Source organism: Kitasatospora sp. NPDC098652 (assembly GCF_044760155.1).
Lineage (GTDB): Bacteria > Actinomycetota > Actinomycetes > Streptomycetales > Streptomycetaceae > Kitasatospora.
In genome coordinates this window covers 200,007-221,290 of sequence record NZ_JBIWAQ010000003.1, presented here as the reverse complement: position 1 = coordinate 221,290, position 21,284 = coordinate 200,007, and the positions used below count along the sequence as shown (strand labels likewise).

The window sequence follows — 21,284 nt, the reverse complement described above, 5'->3', positions numbered from 1 at the left end:
CGGCCGCACTGGCCCGAGCCGGCCGTCAGCCGCGCAGCACGGCGGCCACCACCGCCGGGTGGAACAGCCGGGTCGGCGGCGCGACCAGCGACAGCACCTCGTGGAAGGCCGCCGTGATCGCGGGGTTGTGGGTGGCGCCCCGGAGCACCTTGTCCAGGTAACGGTGCTGGAGCCTGATCAGCGCGCCCGAGGGCCCGCCCGTGGTGGCGGCGAAGCGGACGTCCTCGGCGCTGGACATCATCCACGCGGTCTTGGACACCGCCGCGATCTCCCGGCGCGCGTCACGGGCCGTGGCCGGCCCGACGCCGCCGTGCCGGGCGGCCGTACGGCGCAGTACCTGGGCGCAGAACAGCGACACGGTGATGCCCTGCCCGTACACCGGGTTGAAGGTGCTCGCCGCGTCGCCGACCGCCACCAGGCCGTCCGGGGCGCCGCGTTCGTAGTGCCGCCGCACGCCCGGGCCGGGCAGGAAGCCGCGCACCTCGCCCGCCGGTTCGGCGCCCCGCAGCATGTCCGCGAGGGCCGGGTCGCGCAGCCGGGACAGGTGCTCGGTGAAGCCCTCGGTTCCGGGTGCGGGTTCGGCGCCGCGCATCCCGGCCAGGCTGACGATCCAGCGGTCGCCCTCGACCGGCAGCAGGACGCCCATCCGGGGCTTGTCAGGAGCCTTGGTCTGGAGGTAGACCGCCTGGTGGCCGAGGTCGACGCCGGGCGGGCGGTGGAACAGCCGGGAGGCGTACGCGACGCCCGCGTCCACCCGCTCCTCGGGCACCGGGCGGCCCAGTTCGCCGAGCCACTTCGGCACCGAGGTCGAGCGGCCGGCCGCGTCGATCACCAACTCGGCCGGGATCTCCCGGACTTCGCCGCGCTCCTGGCCGCGCTCGCGGACCTTCACCCCGGTCACCCGCTGCGCGGAGCCGAGCAGGCCGACCACGTCGGTGCCCTCCAGGAACTCGATCGACGGCTCGGTGCGGACCCGGTCCAGCACCACCTTGTCCAGCGCCGGCCGGGTGCAGGAGAGGAAGGCCAGCTGGGCCGGGTAGTCGGCCATCCAGCCGGCGGAGCTGAGCCACCGGAGGTCGCCCGAGGTGGAGACCCGGTGTGCGCCCGCGTCGGTCAACTCCTGCTTGATGCCGGGCATCAGCTCCTCCAGCGCGCGGTGGCCCGCCTCCAGCACCAGGTGCGCGTGCCGGCCCTGGGGCACCCCGGCCCGGAACGCCGGCTCGTCCGGGTACCGGTCCCGCTCCACCACGACGATCCGCTCGGCGCGGCCCCGCAGCGCCCAGGCCGCCACCACGCCGGCCAGCCCGCCGCCGATCACCACCGCCGTGCCCCGCGCGGGGGCCGTCTCCAAAGTATTCATGCGACGTAGCGTAGTGGCGGCGGCGTCGGAGCGTAATCGGTCCAGTTGGACGAACGGGCGGACGGCGCAAGTCCGTTGACGTCGGGTCGGGACCGCCCAGGAGCCGCCGGGGGATCCGGTCGGAACGGTGGCGGTGAGGGGCGGTGGAGAGGATCGGTCGGGCGGGTACTGAACGGGTACTAAAATCGGGCGGGTTGCGTCAGCGTCCTGGTCCTCCGGGGCGCGCGGATTCGAGGAGGTGAGAGCCGTGGAGTGCAGTAGTACGGGTCGAAGTCGGCCCCGCCCCCGGTTGTCCCGCAGGATTCGCGGCCCCCGGCACTCCTCCTCCCGTACGGCTCCCGAGCAGGCCTGACCCCGCCACCGGCGGGGCGTTGCTGCCGGTCGCGCCGTGCGCGTGGCGGCGGGCCGGGCGCCCCCGGCCCGCCGTGCCGAGCGCGGCGGTGGCCGGGCACCCACCGTGGAGGTTCCCCGCCATGTCCGACTGGCGTGTGCGCGCCGTGCGCGCGAGCAAGCGTCCGTTCTCCCGTCCGACGGCCGAGCGGCGGCCCGTCGATCCCCGCTCCGCGCCCGAGCACTCGATGGACCCGCGCCCGGACCAGCCGGTCGAGCCGGTGGCCCTGGAACGTTCCGTGGTGGACGCGGCGGTCTACCGCGACGGCCGCCGCACCGACGCGCCCGCCGACCTCGCCGAGATCTACCGTGAACTGCCGGACCGGCCCGGCACGATGGCCTGGATCGGGCTGTTCCGCCCGGCGGAGGCGCAGCTGCTGGAGGCCGCGGACCGGTTCAACCTGCACGAACTGGCCGTTGAGGACGCCATCGTGGCCCACCAGCGGCCGAAGCTGGAGCGCTACGGCGACACCCTGTTCGTGGTGCTGCGCGCCGCCCGCTACCTGGACGAGGCGGAGGAGGTGGACTTCGGCGAGATCCACCTGTTCGTCGGCCCCGAGTTCGTCATCACCGTGCGCCACTCGCAGGCCCCGGACCTCTCCGCGGTCCGCCGCCGGCTGGAGGACGACCCGGAGCTGCTGGCGCTCGGCCCGGAGGCGGTGCTGTACGGGGTGCTGGACGCCGTGGTGGACGGCTACGCGCCGGTGATCGCCGGGCTCCAGCACGACATCGACGAGATCGAGACCGAGGTGTTCGGCGGGGACCCGCACGTCTCCCGCCGGATCTACGAGCTGTCCCGCGAGGTGATCGAGCTCCAGCGGGCCACCCGGCCGCTGCTGGAGATCATGCGGAGCCTGGAGGCGGGCTTCGGCAAGTACGGCACCGACGAGGAACTCCAGCGCCGCCTGCGGGACGTCGCGGACCACGCCACCTACGCGGCCGAGCGGGTGGACGGCTTCCGGCAGATGCTGCAGAACATCCTGACGGTGAACGCGACGCTGGTCTCGCAGCGGCAGAACGAGGAGATGAAGCAGCTCGCCGAGGCCGGGCACGCGCAGAACGACGAGATCAAGAAGATCTCCTCCTGGGCGGCCATCCTGTTCGCGCCGACCCTGATCGGCACGGTCTACGGGATGAACTTCGAGATCATGCCGGAGCTCAAGTGGGCCTTCGGCTATCCGTTCGCGATCGGGTTGATGGCGCTGGTCTGCACCGGGCTGTACCTGGTGTTCAAGCGCCGCGACTGGCTCTGACGGCCCCCGGCGGGCCGTCCGGGTGCCACCGACGACCCCCGTGCTAAGGAAGCGTCAAGATCCGCCTCCGCCGGTGTCAAGGAGCCGTCAGGGAGCGTCTCATCGCCGGTGGCGCGGCACTAGCGTCGCGCGGCGGAGAGAAACGGTTCTGTGCGCGGTTCCCACCGGGAGGTTCGGTTCCCACCGGGAGCCCCCGGAGGACCGTGCCACGGGGGAAAGGGACGTGTGGTCATGACCACCTCGACTGCAGGCAGAGCGGCCACCTCGGAGGAGGCGGCCGCCGGAGGGGACGACGGCCCGGAACCGGCCGGGAGCGGGGAGCCCGCGGGAGCTCGGGTGCCGTCCGGACCGCTGGCCCGGCTCGGGCAGGGCCTGCGGACGGTCGGCAGCCGCTCCTACTGGACCACCCCGCGCCTGGTGCGCGGGCTCACCGCCCTGAGCCTGGCCGCCCTGATCGGCCTCGGCGCGACCGCCACCGCCGTGCTCGGCGGCGCCCGGGACGGCACCGACACCATCGGCCACCGGGCGGCCCCGCAGGCCACCCGGGCCGCCGACCTCTACTTCGCGCTCAGCGACATGGACGCCCAGGCCGCCAACCTGCTGCTGGTCGGCGACGACCAGGACTACGCCGCGCTGCGCAAGCAGACCCTGGACACCTACGAGCTGCGCCGCAACCAGGCCGACGACGACCTCCAGCAGGCCGCCCAGGCCGCCGCCGACGACCCGGCCGGGCAGCGCGCCGTCCAGCTGGTGCTCGGCCGGCTCGGCAGTTACGAGGCCCTGGTGGCCCGCTCCCAGCTGCTGGAGGAGCAGGCCAAGGCCCCGGCCGGCAAGCCCTCGCCCGCCGCCCTGGACGCCTATCGGCAGGCCTCCGACCTGCTGCGCAGCCAGCTGCTGCCCGCCGCCGACCAGGTCACCGCCGCCAACGAGGCGACCGTCGACCGCGTCTACGGCCAGCAGCGCGCCGCCCTGGGCACCGGCTGGTGGTGGCTGTTCGCCGTCGGACTGCTCGCCCTCGCCGCCCTGTTCGGGCTCCAGCGCGCCCTGTTCGTGCGCTACCACCGGGTGTTCAACCCCGCCCTGGCGGGCGTCACCCTGCTGACCGGCGCGGTCCTGGTGACCGGCCTGGCCCTGGTGGGCCGCACCTCGGACCACCTGGCGACGGCCAAGAGTGACGCCTACGACTCGGTGATCGCCCTCAGCCGGTCCCGCGCCGTCGCGTACGACATGAACGCCGACGAGAGCCGCTACCTGATCGACCCGGGCCGGGCGGCCGTGTGGGAGCAGGCCTACCTGGAGCAGAGCCAGGCGATCGTCCACTTCGACGGGGCGACCCTGGACACCTACGGCACCCGGCTGCAGACCGCCGTCGAACGGCACCACCAGGACCGCTCGACCGTCCCCTTCGGCGGGTACCTGGGCGACGAGCTGCACAACATCACCTTCCCCGGCGAACAGGCGGCCGCCGAGCGGGTGTTGAGCGCCTTCCAGGAGTACCAGGCCATCGACCACCGGATGCGCGTGCTGCGCGGCGCGGGGCAGCTCAAGGACGCGATCACGCTCAACACCGGCCTCGCCGAGGGGCAGTCCAACTACCAGTTCGGGCAGTTGAGCACGGCCCTGGAGGACACCATCGACGTCAACCGGAAGGCGATGGACTCGGCCGTCGCGGCGACCGACGGCGACCTCGACGGCACCACGGCGGCCCTGGGCGGGGTCGTTCTGGCGGCGGCGGTGGCGCTCACCGCGCTGGGGGTGCGGCCCCGGCTGCGCGAGTACCGGTAGCGCGCGGCCCGTTGACGGGGCGACCGCGTGACGGGGCTGCCGCATGAGGGGATGACTGGAAGGTTGTGATCCGGGAAGCCGGAGGACGGGGCCCGGTGGCGATCGGCGGACCGCCACCGGGCCCTGCCGGCAGGCGGGGTGGCCGTCACCGGTGTGCCGGATTGACAAGCACCCTTGCCGTCCCGGCGAATAGCAGGCATGGCCGACGAAGAGTTCGAGAACGTCCTCACCACGGTGGGTCCGCGGCTGCGGGCCCTGCGCCGGGAGCGCGGCACCACGCTCGCCAAGCTGGCCGCGGCGACCGGGATCTCGCTCAGCACGCTGTCCCGCCTCGAGTCCGGGCAGCGCAAGCCGACCCTGGAGTTGCTGCTGCCGCTGGCCCGGGAGTACCGGGTGCCGCTGGACGAACTGGTCGGCGCCCCGGCCACCGGAGACCCGCGGATCCACCCGCGCCCGGTGACCAGGAACGGGCAGACCGTCATCCCGCTCACCCGCCACCTCGGTGGTCTGCACGCGTACAAGCACATCGTGCCACCGGGCCGGAACGCCGGGCCGGAGCTGGAGTTGAAGGTCCACGAGGGCTACGAGTGGCTGTACGTGCTGTCCGGGCGGCTGCGGCTGGTGCTCGGCCCGCACGACCTGGAGCTGACCGCCGGTGAGGCCGCCGAGTTCGACACCCGGACCCCGCACGGCTTCGGCAATGCCGGCCCGCAGCCGGTGGAGTTCCTCAGCCTGTTCGGTCCGCAGGGCGAACGGATCCACATCAGGGCGCGCCCGGGAACCTCTGTTCGGTAGGTTCGTTCCCTGACAGGGGGTCTCCGCTTCGGGCTCCCCCCAGGCCGTCGGGAGGGGCCGAATACATGAGTGTGCAGCAGAGCACGGAGTCCGGCGAGAGCGGCGGAACCGAGCAGAGGCCGGGGACCGCGCCGGCGGGGCCGGACACCGGGCCGGGCGGCGGTTCGGCCACCGGTTCGGTCACCGGCCCGGGCAGCGGCTCGGGCACTGGTTCCGGAGCCGGGACGGAGGAGCCGTCGGAGCCGGAAGCCGGGCGGGCCACCGGACCGGAGGAGCCCACCGGGAACGGTGCGAAGCCCGCGCGCAAGAAGCGCCCGTTCTGGCAGGAGCTGCCGATCCTGCTGGTGATCGCCCTGCTGCTCTCGCTCGGCATCAAGACCTTCTTCGTACAGGCCTTTTCGATCCCCTCCGGTTCGATGGAGAACACCCTGCAGATCGGCGACCGGGTGCTGGTCGACAAGCTCACCCCGTGGTTCGGCGCCGAGCCGGAGCGCGGCGAGGTGGTGGTCTTCCGGGACCCGGGCGGCTGGCTGGAGGACACCCCCACGACGAGCTCCGGCGGCTTCACCAGCACCGTTCAGAAGGCACTGAGCACCGTCGGCCTGATGCCCTCCGCGGACGAGAAGGACCTGATCAAGCGGGTCATCGCGGTCGGCGGCGACACGGTGGAGTGCAACGCGGGCAGTCCGGTGAAGGTGAACGGCGTCGCGCTGGACGAGCCGTACGTGTTCCCCGGGGCGACGCCCTGCGACAACGACCCGGTCGGCACCGTCACCGTGCCCAAGGGCAAGCTCTGGGTGATGGGTGACCACCGGAACAACTCCCGGGACTCCCGCCCGCACCAGAACCTCACCGGGGACGGCTTCGTGCCGGTGGACAACGTGGTCGGCCGGGCCTTCGTGGTGGCGTGGCCGATCTCCGACTGGTCCACCCTGCCCGTCCCGGGGACCTTCGACAAGGTGCCCTCCCGGGCCGCGGGCGGCCCGGCGGAGGCGCCCCCGGCGCCGGCGGCGCTCGCCCTCGCGGGCGTGGTGCCGATCGCGCTGTGGCGGCGCCGGCGGGCGCGGCGCACCGGGCGCTGAGCGGGACCGCTTCGCCGGAACTCCACCCGCCGTGTTCTACGCGGCTGTAGAGTTCCGGCGACGGGCCGCGGCGACGGGCGCGGTCGCACCGGTCGGAGCGGAGGCGGAGCCGTGGTGGAGGGTTCGAACGGGCCCGCAGTGTCCGCGATGTCGCCCGCCGTGTCGTCCGCTGAGTTCGCGGCGCCCGCGGTGTCGTCCGCTGAGTTCGCGGCGCCCGCCGTGTCGCCCGCCGAGTTCGCGGCGCCCGCGGTGTCGTCCGCCGAGTTCGCGGCGCCCGCCGAGGTGCCCGGGCGACCGGCGGACCGGGAGGTCCGGTGGGTCTACCAGCCGGTCGAGGTCGACCTCGGTGACGGCCGCTGGGCGCCCGGCCGGATCAGCGGCTGGTGGCAGGACCCGGCCGGGCGGAGCTGGTGCCAACTGCGGGTCGGCCGCAGCGGACGGCCCGCCGACTGGCGGCCGTTCGAACCCGACCGGGTACGGCTGCTACCGGTCTCCGGGTTGTGAAGAGAGTGTCGGGAGTTCTTGGCGGAACCGTTCGAAGGCACCTGTCGTCCCTGGGAGCGAACGCCGACTAGGCCACTTTCAGCAACCGGGGACGACGTGAGTTCCGAGATCTACTTCAGCAACAACTACCGTGACCTGTGCGAGCAGTACGGGACCGGCGCGGGCTTCCAGTTCGAGTTCTCCTGCTACCGCTGCTCCGACACCTGGCGCTCGCCGTTCGAGCGGTTCACCACCGGCCAGGTGGCGGGCTGGCTGGGCAAGGGCGTCAGCGCGGCCTGGAACCTCATCGGCGGCAGTGCCAACACCATCAGCAACGCCGCGGACGGCCTGGCCGGCCACACCTGGGGCAGCTCGCGGGACGCCGCGTTCCAGCGCGCGATCGACAACGCCAGCTCGCACTTCAACCGTTGCGCCCGCTGCACCCACTACGTCTGCGGCCGCTGCTTCAACCCGGAGCAGGGCCTGTGCTTCGGCTGCGCCCCGGACACCGCGGCCGAGGCGGCCGCGGCCCAGCGGCGCGGCCTCAACGACATGGTGTCGGACCGGGCGTACCAGGTCGGCCAGGAGTCCGGCGCGAAGTACGACGTGCGGACGCCGCGCCAACTGGTCTGCCCGCAGTGCCACACGGAGACCCACGGCACGCCGTTCTGCCCGGGCTGCGGGTTCAAGCTGGCGCAGCCCGTCCAGTGCGGGCAGTGCCACCAGGATGTGCCCGAGGGGGCGGCGTTCTGCCCGTCCTGTGGGACGAGGCGCTGAGCGGCCGTCAGTCGACGCGACGGGGCGCCCGCCGGCCGGTGAGGTCCGCGGGCGCCCCGTCGGTTCGTCCGGGGGCCGCCGGTTGCGGGACGGCCCCCGGGAGGGCGGCTCAGCCGTACGACACGTTGGCGCACGGGTCGTCGTCGGCCGAGCGGGCGGTTCCGCTGACGCTGCTCGGCAGCGGGGCCGGGGCGGCGGGCGCGCCGGGGGTCGAACCGGTGGCGGGGGCCGGGTTGGCGGCGGCGAAGTCGCGGCCGAGCACCACGCTCAGGCCCTTGCCGCCGGCCTGGACGCTCGCCCCGGGGAAGAGCTTGGCGACGGCCTCGGCGTTGCCGCGCTCGCCCGCGCCGTACTCGACCACGGTGGTGCTGCGGGCCTTGCCGGCCGCGTTGCCGACGGCGGTGACGGTGTAGCCGGCGGCCTTGACGGTCTCCGCGCCCTTGCTGCCGACGCCGCTCTCGCCGGTGCCGTTGAGGACGGCGACCTTGATGTCCGCGTTCTTGGCGGCCGCCGTCGGGGAGGGCGTGGCCTCGGCCGCGGGCGGGGTGCTGGGGGCGGCGGAGCCGGTGGCGGCCGGGCTCTGGGCGCTGGCGTCCTGGCCGTCGATGGTGTGGTCGGCCTTGAGCGCGGCCCAGAGCTGGTCCACGTCGGGGTGGACCAGGGCGACCCGGGGGCCTTCGTAACGCCACGGCGCGGTGAGGAACTTGACGTCGTGCAGGTCGACGTCCTTGATCGACATGGCGAAGGACATCAGCTTGGCGGCCGAGCCGAGGTCGGGGTCGACGGTCAGCGACTTGGTCGCCGCGTCGGCGAGCGGCAGCAGGGTGGTCGGGTCCATGCCGCGGGACTTGACCTCCTTGATGAGGGAGGAGAGGAAGGCCTGCTGGCGCTTGGTGCGGCCGATGTCGGAGCCGTCGCCGATGCCGTGCCGGACCCGGACGAAGTCCAGTGCGGACTGGCCCTCGACCTTCTGCTTGCCCTTGGCGAAGATGACCTTGCCCTTGCGGCCGAGGTTGGGGTTGAGATCCCCCTCGTAGACGTTGTTCGGCAGGCAGACCTCGACTCCGCCGACCGCCTTGGTCATCGCGGCGAAGCCGCCGAAGTCCACCACGATGGTGTGGTCGACGCGCAGGTTGGTGAGCTTCTCGACGGCGTTCTGGGTGCAGGCCGGGTTGCCCTGGTCGGTGTTGCCGACCGAGAACGCGCTGTTGAACATCACATTGGTCTGTTGCTTGCTCCACTTGCCGTTGGGCAGCTTGCACGGCGGGATGTCGACCAGGGAGTCGCGGGGGATCGAGATGCCGACGGCGTGCTTGTGGTCGGCGTAGATGTGCAGCAGGATCGCGGTGTCCGAGCGGGCGCCTTCGTCCCCGCCGCCGCCCAGGTCGCTGTTGCCGTTGCCGCGACTGTCCGAGCCGATCATCAGTACGTTGACCGGGGTGCGCCCCTGGGCGTCCGGGGCGGCCGCCTCGGGGCGGTCCTTGCTGAGGGCGTCGCGGTCGAAGGTGGTGATGTTGCTGTTCAGGCGGTAGTAGACGGCGCCGCCGGCGAGGACCAGCAGGGCGGTGCAGCCGGCCGTCACCCAGAGCACCTTCTGCTTGGTGCTGCGCTTGGGCTTCCGCCTGGCCCGGCCGGCGGGGCGGGCGTCGGGTATCCCCTTGCCCGGGCCGTCCTTGGCCGGGCGGTCCTTGGCCGAACGGTCCTCGGGGGAGCCGTCCCTGCTCGAACCGTCCGCGCCCGTACCGGGTTTGCGGTTCGCCGCTCTGCGTCCACCGGCCCGGTGCGACGAATTCTCGCTCTCGGTGGAACCCCTGCGACCCGACACGGCGTCATCCTCCACAGTTGCCACGGAACCCCGACGGAGCGGTGGCTTGCGTGGTCCTGGGTCGGAGTCGGATCCGGGTCGTCCCGCCGCTAAACTTTTACACCGCTGTAGAACTTCCAGAGGAGCATACTAGGCGCAGATGAGAAAAATACTGGTCAGACCATGAGAGAAGGTCGACCGGGTCTCATCTCCGTCGCTCCGTACCCGTACGAGGAGCACGATGACTCACCGGATCGCACGTTCGATAGCCGGCGTCCTGGTGGCACTGCTGGCCGCCGTCGGCCTCAGCGCCGCGGCATCGAGCGCGACGGCGGTGGCCGCACCCCGGACCGCCGTGAGCGGCACGGCCGTTGCCGGCGGACCGGCGGCCGGGACCGCCGCCGCCCAGGGCGCGCAGGACCGGCAGGTCGCGCAGGTCGCGCAGGTCGCGCACGTCGGGCAGGTCACGCAGGTCGCGCACGTCGCGGCCAAGGAGGAGAAGAAGAAGTCCGGCTTCTTCGCCAAGCTCGGCAAGTTCCTGCTGGTCGTGGTCATTCTGATCATCCTGTTCATCATCCTGGTGATCTGGGGCATCGTTCACCTGGTGCGGAAGCTCTTCCGCCGTCGCTGAGTCGGTTCCGGGGCGGCCCGCCCGGGTGCCGACACGGCGCCGGGGCGGGCCACCCGGCTGTGATTGGCCCTGTCCCGCCCGGCCGCCGCGCCCCAGGATGGGCGGCATGAGCGAATTCCCCCGGAACCCCGCCGCCGACGCGCTGCGCCCCGAGAGCCGGATCGTCCACCCGCCGCTGGCCGGACTCGGCGGCGCCCGGCCGATGGGCATCCCGCTGCACCAGGGCCACCTGTACGCCTTCGAGACCAGCGAGGCGCTCACCGCCTCCTTCACCGGCCCCGACGGCGCGTTCGTCTACAACCGCTACGGCAACCCCACCGTCCGCTCGCTGGAGGACGCCGTCGCCGACCTGGAGGGCGGCACCGGGGCGCTCGCCACCGCCTCCGGAATGGGCGCGATCAGCACCGTGCTGCTCGCCCTGCTGCGCTCCGGCGACCACCTGATCGCCCAACGGAGCCTGTACGGCGGGACGTTCGCGCTGCTGGCCGACCTCGCGCAGCGGTGGGGCGTCGAGGTCACCCACGTCTCCGGCTCCGACCCGGACGAGGTGGCGGCGGCGCTGCGGCCCACCACCCGGCTGCTGCACCTGGAGACCGTCTCCAACCCCACCACCCGGGTCACCGACCTGCCCGGGCTGATCGCCGTCGCCAAGCGGGCCGGGGTGCTCAGCGTGGTCGACAACACCTTCGCCACCCCGCTGCTGTGCCGCCCGATCGAGCACGGCGCGGACGTGGTGGTGCACTCGGCCACCAAGTACCTGGGCGGGCACTCGGACGTGCTGGCCGGGATCGCGGTCTTCGCCGACCCCGAACTGCACCGGAAGGTCTGGCACCACGGGACCGAACTCGGCGCCAGCGCCGACCCCTTCGCCGCCTGGCTGACCCTGCGCGGCCTGCAGACCCTGGCGCTGCGGGTCCGCCGCCACTGCGACACCGCGCTCGACCTGGCCACCCGGCTGGCCAGCCACCCGGCCGTGGACGCCGTCCACTACCCGGGCCTGCCCGACCACCCCGACCACGAACTCGCCCGGCGCCTGCTGCCCGACGGCCACGGCGGCGTGCTGGCCTTCGACCTGGCGGGCGGCCGCGAGGCGGCCCGGGCCTTCACCGAGTCCGTCCGGCTGGCCGCGCTGGCACCCTCGCTGGGCGGCGTCCACACCCTGGTGGTCCACCCCGCCAGCACCTCGCACCGGCAGCTGTCGGACGGGGAGTTGGCGGCGGCGGGCATCGGCCCGGGCACGGTGCGGGTCTCGGTGGGCATCGAGCACCCGGAGGACCTGTGGGCGGACGTCGAGCAGGCCCTCGCGAAGGCCGGGTGAGGCCCGACCTGGTGGGGCGGTAATCCCGGTGGGGCGGTAATCCGGGTGCGGGGATCGTAGCCGGCCGGGCATGATCCGGCCCATGGGAACGGACATCCGGGGCTTCGTGGAGTGCCGCACCTGGGCCCCGGCCTAGGGCGCGTCTTGTGGATCAGGCCAGGCCCGCGACGCCAGGGCACGCACCTCGCCGCGTTGTCGTCGGTCGCCGATGGCCCCCAGCCTTCGGCCGGGAGGTGCCCCCACCGCATGGACTCCCTCCTCCGCCTTGCGATGCACGCACCCTGACGCCGCGGTCTGGTCCGACCTGATCCACAAGACGCGCCCTCAACCCCGGGGAGCGGGCCTGGCAGGCGGCCGTCGACCTGTCCCTGCTCGGCCCGACCAGGGACTACGCCGCCTTCGCCTGCCTCTTCGGGGTACGGGACCCGCACGGCCACTGGCGGCCGGTGGTCGGCGCCCGCGGCCTGCCCGAGGACGCCTCGGCCACCACCCGGGCCGGGCACGCCTCCTGGGGTCCGGCGGCCTTCGGCGCCACCTGGCTGGGCTGGGACGAGGTGCTCGCGGTGGACTGGGACGAGCCGGCGCTGCCCCGGGCGACCAGGATCGCCCGGTACCGGCGGCGGCCCGACGGCTCGCTGGATCCGGTCCGGCGGGAGGACTGGAGCCGGGCCTTCGCCCGGGCCGCCGGGATCGACAGCCGGACCTTCGACTTCGGGCGGCTCGGCGAGCACTGGGCCGAGGGCACCGAGTGGGACACCGGCCCGCTGGTCTTCCGGGCCGAGCGCGACCGGCGCCGCGACGCCGTTCCCGCCGACGGGCCGTGGCGGCCGGTGTGGACGGTGCTTCGCACCCTTGCCGAGGTGCACGGGGAGCAGCACGTCCGGCTGGTGGTCTGGTTCGAGGAGTAGCCCGGCGGGCCGGTGGTCCGGCTCGAGAAGTGGTCCGGTTCGAGAGCTGGGCGGGCGGGCCGTCAGCGGGCCCTGGGCCGGGCGGCGAGCAGGGCGATGTCGTCCTCCGCGGCGGGCGCCGGGGGCGGGGCGAGGGAGTGCAGGACGGCGTCGAGGAGCTCGTCGAGGTCGCCGGTGGCGGGGAGCCTGAGGGCGGCGAGGCGCTCCAGCGAGGTGTCGATGTCCTCGTGCCGACGCTCCACCAGGCCGTCGGTGTAGAGCAGCAGGGTCTGCCGGGGGTCGAGCGGGTGGGTGGACTGCTCGTAGCCGCCGAAACCGGTGCCGAGCGGCGGGCCGGTGGGAACCGGCAGCAGCTCGGTGGGGTGGTCCGGGGTGATCAGGGCGGGCGGCAGGTGCCCGGCGCTGGAGAAGGTCCAGCGGGCGCGGCCGGGGTCGGCGAGGGCCAGCAGGCAGGTCGCCGGGCGGGCGGTGTCGTCGGCGGAGATCACGGTGTCGAGCTGGCGCAGGATCCGGTGCGGGGGCAGGTCCATGGTGGCGATGTCGCGCAGCGCCGAGCGGTAGTGGCTCATGTCGACGGCCGCCTCGACGCCGTGCCCCATCACGTCGCCCATGGCCAGCAGGGTGCGGCCGAAGGGCAGTCGGACCGTCTCGTACCAGTCGCCGCCGACCACCGAGCTGCTGCCGGAGGGCAGGTAGCGGGAGGCCAGTGCGAGGTTCTGGTGCGGGTTGCCGGGCTCGCTCAGCAGGGCTCGCTGGAGTTCCAGGGCGATGCCCTGGGAGCGGGTGTAGCTGCGGGCGTTGTCGATGCCGGTGGCGGCGCGGGCGGCGAGGTCGCCGAGCAGGGTGGCCTCGTCCGGGGTGAAGGCCGGGGTGGCGGCGGTGCGGCCGAGGGTGAGCACCCCGACCAGGCGGCCGCGGGCGGAGAGCGGCAGGACCAGCAGTGAGGCGGTGCCCGCCGGGCAGGCGTCGGCGGGGCCGGGTTCGGTGAGCACGGCGACGCCGCCGGCCAGGCCGCGGGCCGCGGCCGAGCCCTCGCGGTGGCGCACGGACTCGCCGGGGCGGGCCAGTTCGGCGAGGGCGGCGTCGAGTCCGGGTACGGCCCGGACCGCGGCGCGGTGCAGCCGCTGGGCGCCGGCCCGGCCCGGGCGGGCGGGCTCGGCCTCGGGCGGCAGCACGTCGACGACGGCGAGGTCGGCGAGGGCGGGCACGGTGAAGGCGGCGAGTTCCGCGCAGGTGGTGCCGATGTCGAGGGTGGTGCCGATCCGCTCGGCGGCGGCGTCCAGCAGGGCGAGCCGGGCGCGGGCGTGGTCGAGTTCGCGCAGCTGTTCGCGGGCCGGGTCGGGGTCGTCCAGGACCGCGACGATCACGCCGGTGGTCCGCCCGCCGTTCCGCAGCGGCCGGTAGCGCACCCGTAGTCCGGGCGGGACGGGGGCGTCCGGGCCGTCGGGACCGCCGCTGACGTGCTCGCGGTCGCGGCCGTCGGCGAGGACGCGGCGCAGGGTGGCGACGGCACCGGCGAAGGGGGTGGCCGCGGCGGCGCGGCCGAGCAGGTCGGCGCGGCGCAGGCCGGTGACGGTGGTGAACGCCGGGTTGAGGTAGTGCCAGCGCAGCTGGTCGTCGAGCAGGGCGATGCCGACCGGGGCGGTGGCGAGCAGTTCGCGGAGCAGGTCCGGGTCGCTACCGGGGGGCTCGTCGGTGGGGTACTCCATGCCTGGGTTCTGGTTGCCGGGGCTCTGGCTGTCGGGATTCTGGCTGCCGGGGTTCTCGATGTCACGGCCCGGGCGTCCGAGGCGGTCACTGCCGGTGATGGAGGCGAGGCGCGCGGCCAGGGCTGCCGCGGTCGCCGTCAGGGAGCGGGCGTCCGGGGGTGGGGTGCCCTCTGCTCGGGGCCCGTGCCGGAAGTGCATAGCCCCATGATCACGCGCCGGAGCGCGGCACGCCTACAACTGGGTGAAACCTTGACCGCTCGGAGACGGTGTCGTAGCGAAGAGCGAAGAGCGAAGAGCAAGGAGCGCAGCGCGGCCGGTTGCGTGCGCGCACACACACTTGTAGAGTGCGTGCACACGCACACAGTAATCGACCCGCCCGGAACGCCCGGCGGTCGCGAGGAGGGCCCGCATGGCAGTCACCCCGATGAACGGCACCCGGATCGTCCTGATCACCGGCACCTCCTCCGGAATCGGCCTCGCCGCCGCCGTGGCCGCCGCCCGGGCCGGCTTCCGGGTGGTCGCCACCATGCGCGACACCGGCCGGGCCGGGAACCTGCTGCGCGCGGCGGAGGAGGCGGGCGTCGCCGAGCGGATCGAGATCGAGCGGCTGGACGTCACCGACCCGGCCTCCGTCGCGCACTGCCTGGACGTCGTCCTCGACCGGCACGGGCGGCTGGACGCCGTGGTCAACAACGCGGGCGCGGGCTTCGTCGGCACCGTCGAGCAGGACGGCATGGCGCCGGTGCGCGCCGCCATGGAGGTCAACTACTTCGGCGTGGTCGAGGTGACCAGGGCCGCGCTGCCGCACCTGCGCGCCGCCGGCGGCCGGGTGGTCACCGTGACCAGCGTCGGCGGGGTGGTCGGACAGCCCTTCAACGAGGCCTACTGCGCGGCCAAATTCGCCGTCGAGGGCTTCATGGAGTCGCTGGCACCGGTCGCCGCGGCTGTCGGGGTGGCCGTCAGCGTGGTCGAACCGGGCGCGGTGGCCAGCGAGTTCATCGGCAACCAGGGCATCGACGTGCCCGCGCTGGTGGCCGCCGCCGGCCCGTACGGCCCCGCCCTGGAGGCCTACGTCGACCGGACCTTGAAGGCTTTCGGCGGTGCCCAGACGCCCGAGGAGGCGGCCGCGCCGATCGTCGACGTGCTCACCGCCGAGCGGCCGCCGCTGCGGGTGCAGACCTCCGAGGCGGCCCGGGCCTTCGTCGGGGTCAAGCTGGCCGACCTGGACGGGTCGGCGGTGGGGGCGATGACCGGCGGCTGGGTCACGACCGGCGGCGCCTGACCGTCGGGCGTGGGTCGCCGGGCTTGTGTCCGGGCGGCGCGAGCGGGCGTTCGGGCGGCGCGGGTGGTCGTCCGGGTGGGCCTCCCGGCGGGTCCGGGCGGTGGGTCGTGGGTGATCACCGGTCATACTTGGGCGGCGGCGCCGGGGCCGTCGGCGGCGTCGGCCGCGGGCAGCCCCGCCCGTGCAGGACAGCCCGTCAGCAGCCCAGACCGGAGGAACCGATGAGCCCCCACCAGCCGACCAGTCGTCCGGCGGCAGGGGCTCCGGGGGTGCCGTGGAACCGGCAGCGGCAGCGCAGCAACAACGAGTGGCTGCTGCTGGAGCTGCTGCGCACCGGCGGCGGCACCTCGCGCGCCCAACTGGCCCGGGACACCGGCCTGTCCAAGCCCACCGTGTCCGCCGCGCTGGCCGACCTGGAGCAGGCCGGGCTGGTCCGCGAGGCCGGGTGGGTGGCGCCGGAACGGGGCCGCACCGCGGTGCTCTACGAGGTCGACCCGACGGCCGGTCACGTGCTCGGCGTGGACGTCGGCCGGGCCCGGCTCCGGGTCGCCGTGGCGGACCTGGCGGGCACCGTGGTCGCCCGGCGGGACGTGCCCAACCGGGGGCGGACCGCGGACGCCGTCGCGGACGCCGTGGTCGCCGCCGCGTGGGAGGCGACCGCCGAGGCGGGCCTGGCCGCCGGGGACCTCGTGCACGCGGTGATCGGCACGCCCGGGGTGTGGGACGAGGAGCGGCGCGGCCTGCGGTACGCCACCAGCCTGCCCGGCTGGGGCCGGCCGGGGCTGTTCGACCGGATCGGCGAGGGCCTGGGCACGGCCGTGACGGTCGCCAACGACGCCAACCTGGCCGCGCTCGGCGAGTACACCCTGGGGGCCGGGCGCGGCAGCCGGATGTTCGGCTACCTGCTGGTCGGCACCGGCCTCGGCGTGGGGGTGGTGAAGGACGGCGAGCTGCTGCTCGGTGCGCACGGCGCGCTCGGCGAGATCGGCCTGGCGCCGCTGCCCGCCGGCCCGGGCGAGCCGGCCGTGGCCACGCTGGAGCAGGAAGCGGCGGCGGACGCGGTGGTGCGCGCCGCCCGGGAGTTCGGGCTGGCGGGGAAGGGCCGGAGCCGGCTGACGGCCAAGCAGGTCTTCGAGCGGGCCCGGGCCGGGGAGGACGCGGCCCTGCGGGCGGTGGAGTGGGAGGCGGACCGGCTCGCATACGCGGTGGCGGTGCTGTCCGCCGTGCTGGACCCGGACCTGCTGGTGCTCGGTGGGGGAATCGGCAGCAGCGCGGACCTGCTCCTGGAACCGCTGGAGCGGGCCCTGCGCCGCTTCGCGCCGATGCCTCCGACGCTCGCCCCGAGCCTGCTGGGGGAGGAGGCGGTGCTCCTCGGCGCGGTGGCCACGGCGCTGGAGACGGCGCGTCCCGATGTGTTCGAGCGCCGGACGGCGGAGCTGTGAGGGTGGGCGCTGTGAGGGCGGGGGCCGTGAGGTGGGCGCTGTGAGGCGGGGGTTGCGCGGTGGCGGCTGTGAGGCCGGGGCCGGTGGGTGCGGTGGAACCCGCCGGCCCCGGGCGGGTCAGCCGGTGGCCAGGGTCAGGCCGTAGGTGTCGAGGATCGGGTTGACCGGCTGGAAGTAGGTCTCGCCTCCGGAGGTGCAGTCGCCGGAGCCGCCGGAGGTCACGCCCTGGGCCTGGTCGCCGGAGATGAACGAACCGCCGGAGTCGCCCGGTTCGGCGCAGACGTCGGTGCGGGTGAGGCCGTAGACGCTGCCCTCCTGGTAGTTGACGGTGGCGCCCAGCTCCTGGACGGTGCCGCAGTGCCAGCCGGTGGTGGAGCCGGAGCGGCAGACCGAGCCGCCGACCGTCTGCTCGGACGAGCCGCCCACCGTGACCGCGCCGCCGGCGTAGTCGTTCACCTGCGGCTGGGCCGTCCAGTCGGATCCGGCCGCCACCCAGGAGTAGTCGTTGCCCGGGAAGGTCGAGCCCTGGAAGGTGTCGATCGAACTGCCGTCGGAGGCCGTGGCGTTGGAGCCGGGCTGGCCGCAGTGACCGGCGCTGACGAAGCCGGGCTGGCCGTTCTGGGTGACCGGGAAGCCGATCGAGCAGCGGGCGGCGTTGTCGATGTAGTACGCGTCCCCGCCGTGCAGGTCGGCGAGCGGCCGGGGAGCGGCGGTGGCCCGCTCGACCCGGACCAGGGAGCGGTCCACCCCGGCCCGGTCCAGGAAGGCCCCGGTGCGGACGTCGTCGGCGGACCGCACCACGACGGTGTTGGCTCGGACGTCGACGTACCAGAGCGGGGTGGCGTCCGGGGCGGCGGCCCGGGAGGCCCGGTCGAGCGCGTCCTTGGCCCGGTCCAGGGACGCCAGCGAGTGCCGGACGACGGTGGCCCGGCCGCCGTGGGCGGTGATGGTCCGGGCGGCCGAGGCGTCGGTGGTGGCGACCACCAGCTCGGCCTGCGGTCCGTCGATCCAGGCGCCGGCCCAGCGGTCGCCGAGCGTCTGGGTGAGGGCGCGCTGGACGGCGGTGGCGCGGCCCTCGCGGGCGATCCGGTCGGCGGCGGCCTGCGGGGCGAGCCCGAGGTCGCGCTGCATCGCGTGCAGCAGGGGGGTCGGTACGGCCGCGGTGCGGGTGGGGGCGGCGGCCAGGGCGGCGGCTATGGACGGGTCGTCAGCGGGGGCGCTGACGGCGGGTGCTGCGGTGAGCGCGACGGTCGCGAAGGCTGCGGCGACAGCGAGCGCACGGATCCGGAGCATGGGGTCTCCTCGTTCGGCGTGGGGGTTGCCGGAACCGTAGCGAGCTGATTGGCATGTTCGGAACATGTCGTAACGCCCCGCGCTCCGGTGCTATACCCCTGCGGGCGTTCGGGGCGGTGGCCGGTCGCGTCGGGTGGTCGCGTCGGGTGGTCGCGTCGGGTGGCCGCGTCGGGCGGTCGGAAGATCTCGATCCGCCAACGAGTGGGGAAACCGTGCTCACGGCGTGTGCAGGTTCTGCTTGAATCGCACGCCTCACCCGTACGGACCCACGGAACGGAGCGTTCCCCCTTCATGGCTTCACCGATATCCGGGCGTCGCAGGACGGCCGGCCTGGCGGGATTCGCCGGACTCGTCCTCACCGTCGCTCTGGCGCTGGCCGGTTGCGACCCGTCGGCGGCGGACACCACGCCGACCTCCTCCCCGAGCGTCGCGGCCACGCCGAGCGCCGCCGCGCCCACCTCGGCCGCGCCCGCGAGCCCGACGGTCCCGGCGCCGCCGGTGGTCACCCCCTCGGCGCCGCCCGTCGCGACCGCCCCGCCGCCGTCCGCCCCGCCCGCCGCGCACCCGCAGACGCCGTCCGCCAAGCCGCAGCCCAAGGTGACCACCGCCCAGCCGCCGAACGACCCGCAGTCGCAGCACACCCAGGCGGCGGGCGGCACCGAGTGCGAGATCCGTTCCAACGCGGGCAACTGCTACGCGGCCGGGCAGTTCTGCCGCAACGACGACCTGGGCCGGAGCACCCACGACGCGAACGGGCGGATGATCTACTGCCGGATGGTCAGCGGAAAGCCGCACTGGCAGGCGTGAGTCACCCGCCGAGGGTGTCCCAGAACAGGTGCTCGTAGGCCTGGAGCAGCAGGCCGTACTCCCGGGCGGCGGCCAGCGTGCGGTCGTCCAGTGGGTCCGGCCCGAGGGCGTCGGCGGCCTGTTGCTCCAGTTCGGGCGCCGGCTGGGCGAAGAAGTCGAAGAAGGCGCAGGCCTCGTCGGAAAAGCCGTGGTGGCGGCGCAGCGCCGCGGCGATGGTGGCGCAGTAGCCGCCCCAGGCGGCGAAGTTGGCCACCAGGGCGGTGGCCGCGGCCGGCGGCGGGGCGTTCAGGGCGAGCCAGGCGAGGTAGGACGGGTAGGCCTGGCAGCCGGGCAGCGGCACCCGGGCGTCGACCGCCCGGCGGTCCAGGCCGCAGGCCGCGGCGAGGGCGGGCAGGGTGCGCAGTGCGGCGCTCTCGCCCTCGGCGAGGGTGACGAGCCAGGCGCCGAGCGGCCGGTCGGCGCAGCGGGTGGCGAGCAGCAGCAGGCTGCGCCGGTCCGAGGTGATGATCCGCTGTTGCTGGGCGGCGAGTTCGGCCACCGCGGAGAGCGGGGCGGTGCCGTCGGCGAGTGCGGTGACCAGGGCGGGCGCGGTGTCGCCGGGGGCCAACTCGGCGCGCAGGCGGCGGATCTGGTCGAGGATCGGATGGTTCACCGGTGCCTCCGGGGTGCGGTTCGGTCCGGTGCCCATTCCTACCGGTTGCGGGCCTCGGGGCGGTGGCGACAGGCCGGGGCTCCGGGATGGGGGCTCCGGGGGGCTCCAGGGTGCTCGGGCGGTGCGGGTGCCGGGGGCGCCCGGTGGTTCGGCGCCCCCGGTCCGGGTGGCGGGCGGTGCGGGGGTCAGGCTCCGGCGCAGGCCTTGGTCAGCTCGCCGGCGGCGTCGCCGATCGGCCCGAAGTCGGGCTCAGTGCCCTTGGAGACGGCGGTCTGGGCGTTGTCCACGGCCTTGGACAGCTTGTCGGCCGCCGCGTCCACCTTGCCGTCGCCGTCCTGGCGGATCTTCCTGACGTCCTCGACGATCTTCTTGAGGGCCGTGCCGGTGTGTTTGCGCCGGCTCTCGTCGGTGATCTGGCCGACGTTGAGCGCGGAGTCGGTGAGGTCCTGGACGTCACCGGTGAGGCTGATCGCCCGTTTTCCGCAGTCGAGGGCCTGGTCGGTGTTCTTGCACGCGGTGAACAAGGGGGCCGCCACGAGCAGAACGAGCGCGGTGGCGGCCAGGCGGTACGGGTTCTTCGTCATGTCTGTATCCCTCCCGCGTCTAGAACGCCCCGTGCTCGTGCGGCGGTTCCGGTGCGACGGGTGAACGGTCGGGAAAGAGGCAACTACGGATGAGGGGTTGACGGACCGTCAGCTCAGGCGGTTCTGCCGGTGGAACCGGTCCTGCCGGTCCTGCCAGTCCTGCCAGTCCCGCCACGCGGTCGGCGGGAGCAAGGTGCGGCTGCGGGACAGGAGTTCGTACAGGCCGGGCCCGTAGCGGGCGGCCAGCTCGGCGTTGTGGACGAACACGTCGAGCTCGTTGGCGGCCGTGATGGCGAGGAAGGCCCGCAGGTCCTCCTCCGGCGGGGTGTGGTCCTCGCCGGTGAACCGGTCGTGGAACAGCGGCGCTTCGTCCCGGCCCAGGCGCGGGTAGACGGCGGACCGGTCGCAGCTGGCGTACAGGTAGACGATCGCCTCGGCGCGGTCGCCCAGGAGGTCGACCAGGGTGGTCCGTTCGTCCAGGGTGAGCAGGGCGCCGTCGAACCCGTCGGTCCCGTACGCGGCGTGGCAGAGCCCGGCCACCTGGACGGCGGAATCGGTGCCCCAGTCGGCCAACCGGGCCGCCACCCGGGTCAGGTGGTCCAGCAGGGTGCCGCCCGGGTGCGGGATCCGGTCGGCCTCGTGGGAGCGCAGGAACTCCTCCACGTGGCTCCGCGCGGGAGCGGTGCGGCGGTCGGGTGATGTCACCTGACGAGTTCTACTCCTGTGCCGGAGCGCCCCACAACCGGGGCCGACCGTGAGGTCTCTCACGCCCGTCATCGGCCCACGCGGCGTTTCGACGACGGGAGTTCGAGGCGTTTCTAGGCGTTGCGTACCCGCTAGGCCGTTTCTGGTCTAGTGTGCCGTTGACTGACGCGCAGTGGGCGCGGATGGCGAAGACCGTACAGAGCCGTGTTCGCGGCTGCGGTCGA

General features: G+C 74.2%; 19 protein-coding genes. 12 read left to right on the top strand and 7 right to left on the bottom strand.

Annotated features, from left to right (window positions below):
* Positions 1 to 25: 25 nt before the first annotated feature.
* Positions 26 to 1,360 carry an NAD(P)/FAD-dependent oxidoreductase gene (locus tag ACIQWA_RS08930; protein ID WP_402480087.1) on the bottom strand — a complete coding sequence of 445 codons (1,335 nt, stop codon included), beginning with the start codon at positions 1,358 to 1,360 and terminating at the stop codon, positions 26 to 28.
* 473 nt (positions 1,361 to 1,833) lie between these two features.
* Here ACIQWA_RS08930 and ACIQWA_RS08925 point away from each other — a divergent pair, with 473 nt between their 5' ends.
* The 6 genes from ACIQWA_RS08925 to ACIQWA_RS08900 all read left to right on the top strand — a co-directional run bounded on the left by ACIQWA_RS08925 (position 1,834) and on the right by ACIQWA_RS08900 (position 7,925).
* Positions 1,834 to 3,003, top strand: a complete 1,170-nt coding sequence (locus tag ACIQWA_RS08925) for a magnesium and cobalt transport protein CorA (RefSeq protein WP_402480084.1) — start codon at positions 1,834 to 1,836, stop codon at positions 3,001 to 3,003.
* Between the two features lie 336 nt (positions 3,004 to 3,339).
* Positions 3,340 to 4,788 (top strand): hypothetical protein, encoded by a 1,449-nt coding sequence (locus ACIQWA_RS08920; protein WP_402480081.1) that lies wholly within the window; start codon positions 3,340 to 3,342, stop codon positions 4,786 to 4,788.
* Positions 4,789 to 4,986: 198 nt separating this feature from the next.
* Positions 4,987 to 5,583 (top strand): helix-turn-helix transcriptional regulator, encoded by a 597-nt coding sequence (locus ACIQWA_RS08915; RefSeq protein WP_360229074.1) that lies wholly within the window; start codon positions 4,987 to 4,989, stop codon positions 5,581 to 5,583.
* A 65-nt stretch (positions 5,584 to 5,648) separates the two neighbouring features.
* Complete coding sequence (lepB, locus tag ACIQWA_RS08910; RefSeq protein WP_402480078.1) at positions 5,649 to 6,665, top strand: signal peptidase I; 1,017 nt, start codon at positions 5,649 to 5,651, stop codon at positions 6,663 to 6,665.
* 189 nt (positions 6,666 to 6,854) lie between these two features.
* Complete coding sequence (locus ACIQWA_RS08905) at positions 6,855 to 7,169, top strand: hypothetical protein (protein ID WP_402480076.1); 315 nt, start codon at positions 6,855 to 6,857, stop codon at positions 7,167 to 7,169.
* Between the two features lie 96 nt (positions 7,170 to 7,265).
* Positions 7,266 to 7,925 carry a zinc ribbon domain-containing protein gene (locus ACIQWA_RS08900; RefSeq protein WP_402480073.1) on the top strand — a complete coding sequence of 220 codons (660 nt, stop codon included), beginning with the start codon at positions 7,266 to 7,268 and terminating at the stop codon, positions 7,923 to 7,925.
* Between the two features lie 109 nt (positions 7,926 to 8,034).
* Here the strand turns inward: ACIQWA_RS08900 and ACIQWA_RS08895 are convergent, their stop codons facing one another.
* Positions 8,035 to 9,750 (bottom strand): LCP family protein, encoded by a 1,716-nt coding sequence (locus ACIQWA_RS08895; protein WP_402480070.1) that lies wholly within the window; start codon positions 9,748 to 9,750, stop codon positions 8,035 to 8,037.
* Between the two features lie 220 nt (positions 9,751 to 9,970).
* Between ACIQWA_RS08895 and ACIQWA_RS08890 the strand changes: the two genes are divergently transcribed.
* The 3 genes from ACIQWA_RS08890 (at position 9,971) to ACIQWA_RS08880 (ending at position 12,586) form a co-directional block, all read left to right on the top strand.
* Positions 9,971 to 10,360, top strand: coding sequence for a hypothetical protein (locus ACIQWA_RS08890; protein WP_402480069.1), 390 nt, complete (start codon positions 9,971 to 9,973; stop codon positions 10,358 to 10,360).
* Between the two features lie 106 nt (positions 10,361 to 10,466).
* Positions 10,467 to 11,678, top strand: a complete 1,212-nt coding sequence (locus tag ACIQWA_RS08885; RefSeq protein ID WP_402480066.1) for a trans-sulfuration enzyme family protein — start codon at positions 10,467 to 10,469, stop codon at positions 11,676 to 11,678.
* 446 nt (positions 11,679 to 12,124) lie between these two features.
* A complete protein-coding gene (locus ACIQWA_RS08880) occupies positions 12,125 to 12,586 on the top strand; it encodes a hypothetical protein (protein WP_402480063.1) in 462 nt (153 codons plus the stop codon).
* A gap of 62 nt (positions 12,587 to 12,648) precedes the next feature.
* On the opposite strand, the gene ACIQWA_RS08875 is transcribed toward ACIQWA_RS08880, so the two are convergent.
* Positions 12,649 to 14,493, bottom strand: coding sequence for a SpoIIE family protein phosphatase (locus ACIQWA_RS08875; protein ID WP_402480062.1), 1,845 nt, complete (start codon positions 14,491 to 14,493; stop codon positions 12,649 to 12,651).
* A gap of 211 nt (positions 14,494 to 14,704) precedes the next feature.
* Here ACIQWA_RS08875 and ACIQWA_RS08870 point away from each other — a divergent pair, with 211 nt between their 5' ends.
* A complete protein-coding gene (locus tag ACIQWA_RS08870; RefSeq protein ID WP_402480060.1) occupies positions 14,705 to 15,577 on the top strand; it encodes an SDR family NAD(P)-dependent oxidoreductase in 873 nt (290 codons plus the stop codon).
* A gap of 221 nt (positions 15,578 to 15,798) precedes the next feature.
* Positions 15,799 to 17,019, top strand: coding sequence for an ROK family protein (locus ACIQWA_RS08865; protein ID WP_402480057.1), 1,221 nt, complete (start codon positions 15,799 to 15,801; stop codon positions 17,017 to 17,019).
* 117 nt (positions 17,020 to 17,136) lie between these two features.
* On the opposite strand, the gene ACIQWA_RS08860 is transcribed toward ACIQWA_RS08865, so the two are convergent.
* Positions 17,137 to 18,312: a S1 family peptidase gene (locus ACIQWA_RS08860; RefSeq protein WP_402480055.1), complete on the bottom strand. Its 1,176-nt coding sequence runs from the start codon at positions 18,310 to 18,312 to the stop codon at positions 17,137 to 17,139.
* A gap of 291 nt (positions 18,313 to 18,603) precedes the next feature.
* On the opposite strand from ACIQWA_RS08860, the gene ACIQWA_RS08855 reads away from it, so the two are divergent.
* Positions 18,604 to 19,119, top strand: coding sequence for a hypothetical protein (locus ACIQWA_RS08855; RefSeq protein ID WP_402480053.1), 516 nt, complete (start codon positions 18,604 to 18,606; stop codon positions 19,117 to 19,119).
* A 1-nt stretch (position 19,120) separates the two neighbouring features.
* Here ACIQWA_RS08855 and ACIQWA_RS08850 read toward each other — a convergent pair whose 3' ends face one another.
* From ACIQWA_RS08850 to ACIQWA_RS08840, 3 genes are all read right to left on the bottom strand, one after another.
* Entirely contained in the window at positions 19,121 to 19,771 is a 651-nt protein-coding gene (locus ACIQWA_RS08850; protein WP_402480051.1) for a transcriptional regulator, read from the bottom strand.
* 185 nt (positions 19,772 to 19,956) lie between these two features.
* Complete coding sequence (locus ACIQWA_RS08845; protein ID WP_402480048.1) at positions 19,957 to 20,355, bottom strand: hypothetical protein; 399 nt, start codon at positions 20,353 to 20,355, stop codon at positions 19,957 to 19,959.
* Between the two features lie 108 nt (positions 20,356 to 20,463).
* A complete protein-coding gene (locus ACIQWA_RS08840) occupies positions 20,464 to 21,060 on the bottom strand; it encodes a DUF6817 domain-containing protein (RefSeq protein WP_402480046.1) in 597 nt (198 codons plus the stop codon).
* Positions 21,061 to 21,284: the final 224 nt, after the last annotated feature.